Origin of the sequence: Fulvitalea axinellae, assembly GCF_036492835.1 — a bacterium.
GTDB classification, from domain to species: Bacteria; Bacteroidota; Bacteroidia; order Cytophagales; family Cyclobacteriaceae; genus Fulvitalea; species Fulvitalea axinellae.
In genome coordinates, this window is sequence record NZ_AP025318.1 from 189,293 (window position 1) to 201,928 (window position 12,636).

The following is a 12,636-nucleotide window of genomic DNA, read 5'->3' on the forward strand; positions in this document are numbered from 1 at the left end:
ATTATGGATTGTATACTGATATCTTCGGAAAGCGATTTAGAGAAAGAACACGAACTATTAAACGAGATGTTCCGTATCGGACTACGTATTTTTCACCTTCGGAAACCTTCTTATTCCTCGGAAAAAATGTCCGCATATCTGGATAAAATCAATCCGGAATACCATTCCCGGATAATGATCCACAGCCACCATCATTTGGCCGAAACTTACGGCCTCAGAGGAATTCATTTTACGGAAAAAGGGCGGAAATCCCTTTCCGCCCCTTACGGTTCATCGCTTCCGGCCTCTTCCGGATTTCACTCCTTGGAAGCCCTCAGCCAATACAAAAACTCTTTCGAATACCGTTTCCTGAGCCCAATTTTCGATAGCGTGTCAAAGGCTGGATATACCAGCGGCTTTGAACTTGGAGAACTTCGAAAATTCTTATTTTCCTATTCTGGAAAAATAATCGCCCTGGGAGGTGTAAAACCTGAAAACACTCATAAAATAAAACTTTCGGGATTTTCAGGATTCGCCGTGCTCGGAGCTGTTTGGCAGTCCCAAAATCCAGTAAATACTTTACGCGAATTTCTCCGGATCTCTGAAGAAAACGTTTCGTAATCTTTCTATAGGTCCGCCCTTTTTACATACAGAAACGAGATTCCCACAAAGAGCAGGATATAAACCGATCCCAACAAAAGGTCTTGCCCGTAAACATCTGCCGGAACTGATCCCGGAAATCCCACTTTATAAAGAAACGGGTTAGCGTTCAGTCTTTCGAAAACGTTAAGAGGCAACCAACGTCCAAACTCATCGCCCATTCTCCAAGCGATCAGCGGTTCGGCCACCCAGGAATAACCCAAAAGTCCAGCCAACGTAAGCGCCGTGTTTTTTGTCAGAAACGCCAGCAACATCGTAAAGGTGAAATAACCTAACATGGCGAATCCAAACGCCGGAACATAGCGATATCCTTCAAATATAGAAGTTGCGGCATCGGGCTTTGAAAGGCCTACATACAGCGCCGCTCCCGTAACCAAAACATACGCGAACAGACTCAAGCCGACGCAAAGCGCAAGCTTGGAGGCCAAAAATTCGCCACGTCCCATACCGTTAAACACATGTTGGCGAAACGTTCCGTAAGTAAATTCATTAGCCACTTGCATAGCCACAATTATGGCTGGCAAAATCTTCATAAACTTGGCTACATAGCTCATATTCTGCCAGATATACGGAAACCCCATATACTTACCGAAGTCCATATCCACCTGATTTCCCATATCGGAAACCTTAACGATAGCCGTGCTCAAGTTCGTGGTTACGATAAAAAAGACCAGCACGTAAATTCCCATAAGAATAAAAAAGGACCGGCTATGGAAAAGCTTTCTGTATTCTATTTTCAAAATTCGTTTCATATCGGCTTATTTATTCTTGAGCAATTTTAAAAACTGTTCTTCCAGGCTTCCTTTCTTCACGTTGAAGTGTGTAAACACCACGCCTTGCTTGGCCATCTCCACGCTGAAGTCTTTGACATAGGTTTCGTCTGATATTGAAATCATTACAAAACCGCCCTCACGTTTCACTTTGTTTACCGCAGGGAATTTTTTGGCCAAATTAATTAATTCGGCTTCGTCGGAAGTTTTGGTCTCTATCCAGATCTCGTCGCCAAGCATGCCCTCTACAGTACCCGAATAAAGCGTCTGGCCTTTGCTCAAAACCAAAGTGTGGGTACACACTTTCTGAACTTCGTCGAGCAGGTGGCTGGCCAAAAGAATCGTGACGCCGGTTTCGGAAACGGACTTTATAATATCGCGCACCTCCGCAATGCCCGTCGGGTCAAGGCCGTTTGTGGGTTCGTCGAGAATCAGCACTTCGGGCGAGCCTAACAAAGCCACCGCCAGCGCCAAACGCTGTTTCATTCCCAAGGAATACAAGCCGAAAGCTTTATCGCCCCAATCACCGAGTCCTACAATTCCCAAAACCCGAAGAACCTCGCTGTAAGGAAGGCTCTTGATATCGGCCACTATCTTCAGGTTGTTCACACCGCTCAGATTCGGGTTGAAAGACGGCGCTTCCAACATCGCCCCGATTTTCCGGCGCTGTTTAGGATCGTTTTCCGCTTGGCCAAACCATGAATACTCCCCGCTGTTTTTCGACAATGTTCCTAACAGGATTCCCAAAGCGGTGGTCTTTCCGCTTCCGTTCGGGCCCAAAACTCCGTAGACTTGTCCGCTCTTTAGCTCAAGTCCGAAATCAGTGAGGGCCAGCAAAGAGCCGTAGCGTTTGCTCAGGCCTTTGGCGCTCAAAATTATATCGCTCATATGGCTATTCCGATTTAAGTTCCGTAAAGTGAATAAGCCCAAATCGAAGCGGAAAAACCGCCAAACAAGCCAAACATAAGGACCGGTTTTAGAAAAAAGACTTATTCCGAAAAAATAAACGTAATTCAATATACGGCCAAAAGTCTATTGTTAACGAAAAAAATACGCGAAGACGCAGACCGGGCCACCAATGGAAAAAAACCGGGACTTCCGGCAAGCCCCAAAACGAAAAAACCAGGACCCTTTTGGCCCCGGTTTTTATTATCTGCCCAGTAAAACTTCTAATTCTTCCAGTAAAATAAAAGAGTTATAATCAATTGCTTTTCAATAACTTTAAGAGGAAGTCGATTAGATTCTAAAGATAGAAATCACCTCTCGATCTATTCAAAATCAGATCCCGGCTTCAAGCGTTTTTTTCTTCGATCCGATTTCCTTGATCTCAAGACATTTTTTCTCCAAACGCTCCGCCACTTCCGGATAAACATCGATCAGGTTTTTCCTTTCGGAAATATCAGCTTCCATATCATAGAGAGCATACGGCTTCTCGAAGTTCTTGCCACGCGGCTTTTGTCTTCCGCCCGAACCGGAGCCCAAAACCAATTTCCACTTACCGTCACGGATGGCGAACATTCCTCCGATAGAATGGTGAATTACCGGCGGACGGGCTTCTTCCAACTGTTTTTCCTCCAGCAACGAATAGAAACTAAAGCTATCCTCACCGGCGTTATCCGCCAATTTTCCTCCCGTAATATCGACTACCGTAGCGAACAGGTCGGTCAGGCAAACGGTGGAATCGACGATTACGCCATTTTTGATCTTGTCCGGCCAACGCACCAAGAACGGCACGCGGTGGCCACCCTCCCAAATATCGGCTTTGGTACCACGGAAAACGTGGTTGGCCCGGTGGCTTCCAGGATGAAACCAGAGCTTGCTGGAATCGGCTACATTATCCACGGGCTGTTCAGCGGTGTCGTAGCTGTACATAAACGAGCCGTTGTCGCTGGTGTATACCACCAAAGTGTTGTCCTCTACTCCGGCTTCTTTGAGCGTTCGGTTCAGCTCACCGATCGTCCAGTCCACTTGGCTTACGAAGTCGGCGTAATGGCCCAAACCTGTGGTACCACGGAAACGTTTATGCGGCATTACCGGCTTGTGTGGCGCGGTGATCGGGAAGTATAGGAAGAACGGTTTTTCACCCTTTGCGCTCTCTTTGATAAAGGTCTGGGCCTTTCCGAGCAAATGGTCCAACGTTTCCTCAGGGTTGAAAGACGGCGCTTTTTCTCCCGCTCTCATATACGTCGGGGCGGTGAGTTTTTCCTGTTTGTCGGTCGGCAGTTCGGTAGCCAGCCTGTCTTTTATATAAATGTATGGAGGGAAATCCAGCGAAGCGGAAATGATATACGACTCGTCAAACCCCCAATCGTTTGGCGTGCGTTTCAAGGGCTTATCATAATTGATTGCTCCCGGCTTGCCGTAATTGGCTGAGCCTTCTTTAGCCTCCGGCTGACGGTCAAATTCCAATCCCAAGTGCCATTTGCCCACGATTCCCGTTTTATAGCCTTGGGTTTTCAGGTATGAGGCTACGGTCTCGCGCCCTTCCTCTATCACGGGCTTTCCGTAGCCGTTGATCACGCCGCGTTTCAATCTGCCACGCCAGCAATAACGCCCTGTCAAAACTCCGTAGCGGGTAGGCGTGCACACTGACGAATTCGTATGGGCATCGGTAAAGGTGGCGCCACCTTCGCTCAACGCATTGAGATTTGGTGTCGGGATTCTTGAGGAGCTATTCAGCGCCTGAATGTCGCCATAGCCCATATCATCGGCCAAAATAAAAACTATATTGGGCCTTTCCGGCTCCACTTTCGCCTTGCGTTTGCTCCCGCAGGACCCGAAAAAAAGGGTAGCCGCCGAAGCGCAGGCCAAAAAATAGGTTTTCTTGATCATTACAAAATAGGTGTATGTTCCACTTGTTCGGCCGGCAAATTAGAGCGATACCAAGATAAATGCTGTAACAGAGAGCCTATTGAGTAAGACACCAGAGATAGTATGTCGGAATGTGAAGAAAAAAGACATTGATGATAGCTATGCTATATTCGAAAAAATGGGTTTTGGAATATAAAAAAGCCATTTCCTTTTAACCGTTCCTCAAAAGGGGAATCGATCAAAATGAAATGGCTTTCCAGTAAATGAGTCAAAATTCTTTAAATACAGATAAGGAAAATTTCCCTATTCAGACTCAGGATGACAACAGTACTTAATACCTGAGACCTAAGACCTACACTCCTTAAGCCATCTATCAACCACTGCACATCTCGCAATCGTCAGGATTGTCGATAGAGCAGGCTACGGCTTCGGCCGAAGGTTGTTCCGTGCGCGTAACTTCCTTGTCTACGGTAAATTTGATCGCGTCGGCTGCTGCTTTGGTGCGCAGGTAGTACATACCGGTCTTCAAGCCGCTTTTCCAAGCGAAGAAGTGCATCGAGGTCAGTTTTCCGAAGTTCGGATCTTTCAGGTGCACGTTCATGCTCTGGCTTTGGCAGATATACGGCCCGCGGTCGGCGGCCATTTCCAAAACGGATTTCTGCGAGATTTCCCAAACGGTGCGGTAAATCGCTTTCAGATTATCCGGGATAATGGAAATATGCTGGACGGAACCGTTGGCCTCGATAAGACGGTGCTTCATCTCCTCGCTCCAAAGTCCGAGCTCTATCAGGTCTTTCAGCAAATGCTTGTTCACCACGATAAACTCCCCGCTGAGTACGCGACGCGTATACACGTTGGAAGTATATGGTTCGAAACATTCGTTATTGCCCAAAATCTGCGAAGTGGAAGCGGTCGGCATCGGCGCTACGAGCAGTGAGTTTCTCACGCCGTGTTCTTTGACCTGAGCTTTCAGCGCGTCCCAATCCCAACGGCCTGAATCCGGCGTAACGCCCCACAGATCGAACTGGAATTGGCCTTGTGAAACCGGCGATCCCTCGTAAGTCTGGTACGGGCCGTCCACTTTGGCGATTTCCATCGAAGCCGTCATGGCGGCGTAGTAAATCGTCTCGAAGATCTCTTTGTTCAAAAGCTTGGCTTCCGGACTATCAAACGGCATGCGCAACAAGATAAAAACGTCGGCCAAACCTTGGATTCCCAAACCGATCGGACGGTGGCGGAAATTGGAATTCTCGGCTTCTTTTATCGGATAATAATTGACATCGATAATCTTGTTGAGGTTGCGGGTCACCACCTTCGTGATCTCGAAAAGCTTCTGGTGATCGAACTTTCCGTTGGAAACGAATTTCGGCAACGCCAACGAGGCCAAGTTACACACGGCCACTTCGTCTTTGGCCGTATATTCCACAATTTCGGTACAAAGGTTCGAGCTACGGATCACTCCCAGATTTTTCTGGTTCGATTTTCCGTTACAAGCGTCTTTATAAAGCATATAAGGCGTTCCCGTCTCCACCTGCGATTCCAAAATCTTGAACCAAAGGTCTTGAGCTTTCACGACTTTTCTGGCCTTGCCTTCCTTCTCCAATTTCAGGAACAAAGCGTCGAATTCCTCACCATGGGTATCGAAAAGCCCTTTTGATTCATTCGGGCAGAACAACGGCCAATCGCCGTTTTCCTCTACACGGCGCATAAACATATCGGGAATCCACAAGGCGTAGAACAGGTCGCGGGCGCGGAGCTCTTCCTTGCCGTGGTTTTTCTTCAAATCCAAAAACTCGAAGATATCGGCATGCCAAGGCTCGATATAAATAGCGAAACTGCCTTTGCGCTTTCCGCCTCCTTGGTCCACGTAGCGGGCCGTCATATCAAAGTTCCGGAGCATCGGCACAATGCCGTTCGAAACGCCGTTGGTGCCCTTGATATACGAACCTTTGGCGCGCACGTTATGGATGCTGAGCCCAATTCCGCCCGCCGACTGCGAGATCTTGGCACATTGTTTCAGCGTATCGTAAATGCCGTCGATACTGTCATCGCGCATCTGAAGCAGGAAGCATGACGAAAGTTGCGGTTTCGGTGTTCCGGCATTGAAAAGCGTAGGCGTGGCGTGCGTAAACCACTTCTCCGAAAGCAGGTTGTAGGTCTCTATCACAGAGTCGATATCGTCGCCGTGTATACCTACGGCCACACGCATCAGCATATGTTGCGGACGCTCCACCACCTTGCCGTCGAGGCGGATAAGGTAAGAGCGTTCCAAAGTCTTAAATCCGAAGTAATCGTACTGGAAATCACGATCGTAGATAATCGACGAATCCAACAGCGCCGCATTTTCCTTGATTACTTTGTAAGTCTCTTTCGAAATCATGGAAGCGCGCTCGCCCGTGGCCGGATCCTCATAACGATACAGGCGCTTCATGGTGCTGGAAAAAGACTTGCTCGTAACCTTGTGCAGATTCGAGACGGCGATACGGGCCGCCAACAGGGCGTAGTCGGGATGCACGGTAGTCATGGAAGCCGCCGTTTCGGCCGCCAAATTATCAAGCTCCACGGTAGTCACGCCGTCATAAATTCCGGCGATAACCTTCTTGGCCACTTGGACCTGGTCCACATAACGATTGTCGAGGCCGTAGCACAGCCGTTCGATGCGCGCGGTGATCTTATCGAATTTGACGGACTCCTTCCGTCCGTCGCGTTTTACTACTAGCATGGTGGTGGCAGTTTGGGGTTTGAGCGATTGTTGTGGAAAGAGGAAACGGACGCCTACCGCCGGGATCTGTCCCGTTTCGAGCGACGTCCGTTTCCGTTTTTTTGAGCCTGTGGCTCCGCTAGAAGTCCTCGTCGATAGAGAACTTGGCCGTGTCGGCAGACGGGCGTTCCTGCATCACGCCGGCTTTCTGGTATTCGGCCACTCTTTTCTCGAAGAAATTAGTCTTGCCCTGAAGCGAAATCATTTCCATAAAATCAAACGGATTGGACGATCCGTAAACTTTCGGGCACTCCAACTCAAAGAGCAGACGATCGGCCACAAACTCGATGTACTGGCACATCAAGTCGGCGTTCATACCGATAAGGCTAACCGGCAAGGCGTCGCTGACAAATTCCTTCTCGATCTCCACCGCATCGGTGATGATTTTGACCACGGTATCCTTCGGCATTTGGTTTACCACGTGCTTGGTGTAAAGGTGGCAAGCGAAATCGCAGTGCAAACCTTCGTCGCGGGAGATAAGCTCGTTCGAGAAGCTGAGACCCGGCATCAGCCCGCGCTTTTTCATCCAAAAAATAGAGCAGAAACTTCCGGAGAAGAAGATTCCCTCAACGGCCGCGAAAGCGATCAAACGCTCTTGGAAAGAACCATTATCGATCCAGCGAAGCGCCCAGTCGGCTTTTTTCTTAACGCAATCGATATGCTCGATGGCGTTGAACAGATAATCTCGCTCTTTCGGGTCCTTAATGTAAGTGTCGATCAGAAGCGAATAAGTCTCGCTGTGGATATTCTCAATGGCGATCTGGAAACCGTAGAAAAACTTGGCTTCCGTATACTGTACCTCGGCCACGAAGTGCTCGGCCAAGTTTTCGTTCACAATACCGTCGCTGGCGGCGAAAAAGGCCAATACGTGCGAGATAAAATGGCGCTCGCCGTCGTTAAGGTTTTCCCAGTCTTTCAGGTCCTGGCTAAGGTCGATTTCCTCAGCCGTCCAGAAGCTGGCCTCGGCTTTTTTGTAAAACTCCCAAATGTCGTTGTGTTGTATCGGAAACAGGACAAAGCGATCCTTGTTTTCCTGGAGGATTGGTTCTGTGGTTTGAGTGATTTCCGTCATTTCATTCGTTTTCTTGGGTTTTACCGCCAGCCTTCCAGCGGTACTTTCCCTGCGGGCAGGACTTTAAAAATGCTAAGTTTGTCAAACGAAAACAAGAACCTAAAAACAAAAAAATATTACAAAAATATAAATAAACTAATTTGCAGAAAATCTGGCACGCCCTTGCCGGCCTATTCGCCGAATCGAAAGCGTAGATTCACTTAGGATTAGCTATTCAATTTTGATTATGACTTTTTTGATAGATTGAATTTAAATAAAAAATGAATTTTATTGAAATTGTGAAAATAGAGCCCTACCATGCCATCAGGAAATGGCTTTCAATAAAATTGATAAAAACCCACTTCAATCCACTGTTTTATATTTTTCAATAAAATTCAATATGAAAAATACAATTTAACCCCAACCTCATAAAACACATCCTGACGGCCAAAAAGTAGGTTTTCGAACCAAATTCACCAGTCATACAAATCTGATCACATATTTTAAAAATACAAGTTGTCACCGTTCCATATTTTTTCGGATTCTCAAAAGCCTTACTTATTTTTGTTTTTTCGAAAATACGACGATGACACCCCACAAACACAAAACAAAAAGAAGCTGGCGCGGATTCCGGGCGCTATTGTCTCTAACCAGAGGAGTACCGGCCACATACCAAGATTATTCCGACGAGTCGTTTTCCGAAAACGTCGCTTTGCCCGACCACCGAAATCTTTCCAAGCATTTCGGGCTTACTCCAAAAGCTATTCCACTTCCTTTTTGGTATATCTCCGCACAGGAAACTCATATTGAGCTGATGTTCCGGAAAAGATTTCCATACCCCTTAGCCGGAACCGTGCATGTGGAAAACAGTCTGGAAAAAATCACGGAGTTCAACCCCGAAAAGCCCGTGAATGTCCGAACAACCGTTTTTTGCGAAGCGAAACCGGAAGGATCTCCAACGGGAACATTCGTAACGGAATTCGAGCAAGAAGGCGAAGTATTTGTCCGAAACGAAAGCGTTTACCTTTGGAAAAAAGGCGGAAAAAAATCTAAAAAGAAGAAATCGGAACCGGAAATTTTCGAGGCCGATTGGAGCAAAATTTCGGACATAAACCCTACGGAAGGCCAAGTCTACGCTCGACTGTCAGGCGATCAGAACCCGATACACACCTCTAGCCTTATCGCCAAAGTTTTCGGTTTCAAAAGCAAGATTATCCACGGGTGGAATCTTGTCTACCGCCTTTATGCCACAGCGCTGGAAAACGGCCCGGAGCCTAAACGGTTCACAGTCCGGTTTCACAAACCCGTGGGCTTTCCGGGAAAGGTTATGATCGAAGGAAAACGAATAGAACCCTCCTCTCTAATCATTCAATCCCTGAGCCCCGACAGGAAAGTAAAACAGGTAAGCTTCGAAGCGGAATCCAACTTATCAGACGGTGATAAAAAACGATTCGACGAGATCAAAAATCATCGAATGCGACACAAAACACCGTAAAGAACTACCTTTAAAACAGTTACGTTATGATTAAAATAGAAAAGGGTAACGAATTTGCTACCCTTCTCTTTAAAAATAGATTATTTCTTTTCAGACATTACACCCAGACTCCAAACCAACTTCTCATAGGCTCCCGTATAGTCTTTCAGCTTCATGCCCTGAATCAACCAACGACAATTTTCAGAATCGTATTCCATTCTTTCGTCAAAACCTGATCTCAGGATTTCACCGTGTGAAACCAATTCGGTCCAACCCTTTTCTGTCCCGTCAAAACTGAGGCTTTCGCCCGTGGCGTAATCTTTTTCCACACGCTCCCACGGCCCCTCCAAACTTTCGGCCACAGCCAAACCGAATGATCTGCTGTTCTTGTTTTTCAATTCGTAAATCAGGTGATACTCCTTCTTCCCTTTGGCTTTGTAAATATGAACGGCCTCATGCACCTTGTCAAAAGCCAGTTTTTCCTTACTCCACCCGTTCGGGAATTCCTCAAAACTAGTGGTCTTCACGTATACGTCCGTCTGCGATTGGGTGTAGAACATATACATCTTTTCCTCGTCGGCCATTACCCAGAAATCAATCCATTTCTCTTTGCGGTTTTTCTCCACCAACGGCAAAGGATCAGACCACGATTCCGGATCCGAAATATTCTCTGTAGTGGAATACACCGGCTGATAATTCGAATCCCTATTCTGGAAAACCAGATACCAGAGCTTCTGCGGACGATAATAAAAAACTTGCGGGGCACAACCGTACCGAGTCTTTCCCCTGATTTGCTTCAACTCGTGACGAGTGGCCGTATTCAATTCCTCCAAAGTCGGGGCCGCCACATATCCGGTTGAATATTCACCATTGCCACGCGCTGTGTAGAACACGTGCCACATCCCTTCATAAAACACCACCGACGGATCTTTTACCGCCACTTCGTCAAAGGTACCCGCCTCGCCGGGCTCTAATACAGGATCGCTGACGTTCCAAGCCCTAACCGACTTCTTCGACACCGAAGCCGTTTTCGCTTCTTTCTTCTCAACCTGCCGATCCCCCTTCTGCATAAACCAGACAGCCAAACCGACAGCGACAAGAACCGCCACGGCCAAAACCATTTTCCGATTATTCATAACTCCTATTTTACTATATAGCTTTCCCGGATACGGCAAAGCAACAATCCAACAAATCGCAAGACACGCATTTTTTGCGCTCCGCATAGGCCCGGCTTTGGCGAGAAGAAGACGAAACCGTATATTAAAATTAAGGAAGACGGCGCTAATTCCGAAGGTGAATACGATGGCAAGGACAACGATTAAAGGGGGCATTTCGACAAAAACCTTCTCTAAGCGTACGGTATGAAAGGTTGTTCACTCACATAGTACCCTCTAGAGAAATGCTATAGAGCACCAGAAACCAAAATCAGTATTTTAAGTTTCTTTTTCGGCATAAAATAAATACTTCCATATCTTTTGGTTCGTTAATTCATCAGACCCAAGACAAAAACATGAAACTAATCTATACACTGGCGCTACTTCTAATCACTCAATTTACATTTGGCCAGACTAAACTTCTTTCCACTGAAGCGATAACGAAAGAAGAGTCCAAAGTAAAGCACGCCTTCGAAAGGTACCTGAAGAAGCCCAAGAACGGAAAACGAACCCGAATATTGGCCGAACTCTATAACGAATCGGTAAGAAAACATACCGACCGATTGGAGGTCCTAAGCAAAACACCTTCGGACGGTTTAACCGATTGGGAAGGGATCGTCAACGAAATCACGGCGCTCAAGTATCTGCGCGATATGACACATGGTTTTACGATCAGTGGACTCAATACCTCTTCGGAAAACCTAACCGCTAAAGAAGACAGCCTTCGGAAAAAGGGATCAAGGGTGCTTTACAAGCGCTCAAAGAAAATTCTTGAAAAAGACGGCCAGGCATATTATACATATGCGGACGCTTTTACGCTTCTCAACAGGTCCGTCGCTCTCGACTCCACTTTCGATGACGGAAAAAATCTGCTAAAAAAAGTTATCGCCGAAGGCAAAAAAACTGTTTCTTTCGCACCTGTCGGTTTTGATAACCAAGGCAACTATATCGAATGGTCAACCGATCACGCAAGCGTTTCCAGTGATTATATCATCGGCAAGCTGATCCATGATCTCTCCATACAAAATATAGGCGCCGAACTATTGGACCATCCCGCTCCCGCCAGAGAAGACTGGACAGTGGAAATGCAATGGGTTGCGCTTAATATCAGTCCTGCCAGAGAAGTACAGCGGAGATACGAACGTGAAAAAACGGAAAAGACCGGCGACAATGAAAAAAAGATAAAAGCAACCGTTGTCTACCGGGATACACACCATAATATATCCGGAACCTTGTCAGTGACATTTAAGGATGCGCGTTCGGAAGAGACCCTTGTTTCAAAAACATTTACGGGAACCTCTTTTCTCACTAATACAACGGCCACCTTTAGTGGCGACCGCAATGCGCTCACTTATCAGGATATGCAAGCGATAGAAAAGTCATACCAAACATATAAATTCACTTCGCCAGAATTAGTGAAACGAATGTACACCGAACAAATTCACCCACAAATCCTAAGGACTCTTGGGCATTACCTTAATTGGAACATTGACCTCGGAAGTCTTGAAACAAGCCTCCCCTAATCATACCATAAGAATTTAATTTCAGACAATACCCGGAAACCATTTTCTATCCTTCCGGGTATTTTCAGTTCTTAAAACCCATATTTTTTCTCCGCAGGCGTGCTATTTAAACCTTTTGTTCCAATATTCGCCCAAACTTTAGAAGCTACCGGATTTCTAAATAACCGGAAGCGAATTTTATCTTACGAATACGGTCATAATTTTCTTCGGGGCAGGGCGCAATTCCCTACCGGCGGTGACAGTCCGCGACTCTTTTTTAGCCACATCCACCGGTAAAAAAGACTGACTCGGTGAAATTCCGAGGCCGACAGTAAAAGTCTGGATGATAGAAGAAAAACTTGGCATACACCGCACCGATGACAATCGGCGTGGCAAAACCTGTTTCCATTTAGGGATATAGGCCCGCCCGCCTTTGTTGTTACGTGTCCGTGCGCGCCATGATAACGTCTGCCC

Annotated in this window: 9 protein-coding genes and 1 riboswitch; of the genes, 3 read left to right on the forward strand and 6 right to left on the reverse strand. The window is 46.8% G+C overall.

The window, feature by feature from the left end; all coding sequences use genetic code 11:
* The first annotated feature begins 3 nt into the window (after positions 1-3).
* Positions 4-600 carry a thiamine phosphate synthase gene (locus AABK39_RS23960; protein WP_338395546.1) on the forward strand — a complete coding sequence of 199 codons (597 nt, stop codon included), beginning with the start codon at positions 4-6 and terminating at the stop codon, positions 598-600.
* A gap of 5 nt (positions 601-605) precedes the next feature.
* Here AABK39_RS23960 and AABK39_RS23965 read toward each other — a convergent pair whose 3' ends face one another.
* The 5 genes from AABK39_RS23965 to AABK39_RS23985 form a co-directional block, all read right to left on the reverse strand.
* On the reverse strand, positions 606-1,391 hold the full coding sequence (locus tag AABK39_RS23965) for a hypothetical protein (RefSeq protein WP_338395547.1): 786 nt from the start codon (positions 1,389-1,391) through the stop codon (positions 606-608).
* Positions 1,392-1,397: 6 nt separating this feature from the next.
* Complete coding sequence (locus tag AABK39_RS23970; protein WP_338395548.1) at positions 1,398-2,297, reverse strand: ABC transporter ATP-binding protein; 900 nt, start codon at positions 2,295-2,297, stop codon at positions 1,398-1,400.
* A gap of 390 nt (positions 2,298-2,687) precedes the next feature.
* Positions 2,688-4,241, reverse strand: a complete 1,554-nt coding sequence (locus AABK39_RS23975; RefSeq protein ID WP_338395549.1) for a sulfatase family protein — start codon at positions 4,239-4,241, stop codon at positions 2,688-2,690.
* A gap of 352 nt (positions 4,242-4,593) precedes the next feature.
* Positions 4,594-6,942, reverse strand: coding sequence for a ribonucleoside-diphosphate reductase subunit alpha (locus AABK39_RS23980; RefSeq protein WP_338395550.1), 2,349 nt, complete (start codon positions 6,940-6,942; stop codon positions 4,594-4,596).
* Between the two features lie 118 nt (positions 6,943-7,060).
* Complete coding sequence (locus tag AABK39_RS23985) at positions 7,061-8,053, reverse strand: ribonucleoside-diphosphate reductase small subunit (protein ID WP_338395551.1); 993 nt, start codon at positions 8,051-8,053, stop codon at positions 7,061-7,063.
* A 565-nt stretch (positions 8,054-8,618) separates the two neighbouring features.
* Here AABK39_RS23985 and AABK39_RS23990 point away from each other — a divergent pair.
* Entirely contained in the window at positions 8,619-9,527 is a 909-nt protein-coding gene (locus tag AABK39_RS23990; RefSeq protein WP_338395552.1) for a MaoC family dehydratase, read from the forward strand.
* Between the two features lie 80 nt (positions 9,528-9,607).
* Here AABK39_RS23990 and AABK39_RS23995 read toward each other — a convergent pair whose 3' ends face one another.
* Positions 9,608-10,642 carry a non-reducing end alpha-L-arabinofuranosidase family hydrolase gene (locus AABK39_RS23995; RefSeq protein WP_338395553.1) on the reverse strand — a complete coding sequence of 345 codons (1,035 nt, stop codon included), beginning with the start codon at positions 10,640-10,642 and terminating at the stop codon, positions 9,608-9,610.
* 374 nt (positions 10,643-11,016) lie between these two features.
* Here AABK39_RS23995 and AABK39_RS24000 point away from each other — a divergent pair, with 374 nt between their 5' ends.
* Positions 11,017-12,183, forward strand: a complete 1,167-nt coding sequence (locus AABK39_RS24000; protein ID WP_338395554.1) for a hypothetical protein — start codon at positions 11,017-11,019, stop codon at positions 12,181-12,183.
* A 198-nt stretch (positions 12,184-12,381) separates the two neighbouring features.
* Positions 12,382-12,521, forward strand: a riboswitch (FMN riboswitch).
* Positions 12,522-12,636 lie beyond the last annotated feature (115 nt).

Bases quoted from the DNA above. Each gene is read 5' to 3' on its own strand.
- AABK39_RS23985 (WP_338395551.1), bottom strand. From the start codon at position 8,053: ATGACGGAAATCACTCAAACCACAGAACCAATCCTCCAGGAAAACAAG.
- AABK39_RS23960 (WP_338395546.1), top strand. From the start codon at position 4: ATGGATTGTATACTGATATCTTCGGAAAGCGATTTAGAGAAAGAACAC.
- AABK39_RS23975 (WP_338395549.1), bottom strand. From the start codon at position 4,241: ATGATCAAGAAAACCTATTTTTTGGCCTGCGCTTCGGCGGCTACCCTT.
- AABK39_RS23995 (WP_338395553.1), bottom strand. From the start codon at position 10,642: ATGAATAATCGGAAAATGGTTTTGGCCGTGGCGGTTCTTGTCGCTGTC.
- AABK39_RS23980 (WP_338395550.1), bottom strand. From the start codon at position 6,942: ATGCTAGTAGTAAAACGCGACGGACGGAAGGAGTCCGTCAAATTCGAT.
- AABK39_RS23965 (WP_338395547.1), bottom strand. From the start codon at position 1,391: ATGAAACGAATTTTGAAAATAGAATACAGAAAGCTTTTCCATAGCCGG.
- AABK39_RS23970 (WP_338395548.1), bottom strand. From the start codon at position 2,297: ATGAGCGATATAATTTTGAGCGCCAAAGGCCTGAGCAAACGCTACGGC.
- AABK39_RS23990 (WP_338395552.1), top strand. From the start codon at position 8,619: ATGACACCCCACAAACACAAAACAAAAAGAAGCTGGCGCGGATTCCGG.
- AABK39_RS24000 (WP_338395554.1), top strand. From the start codon at position 11,017: ATGAAACTAATCTATACACTGGCGCTACTTCTAATCACTCAATTTACA.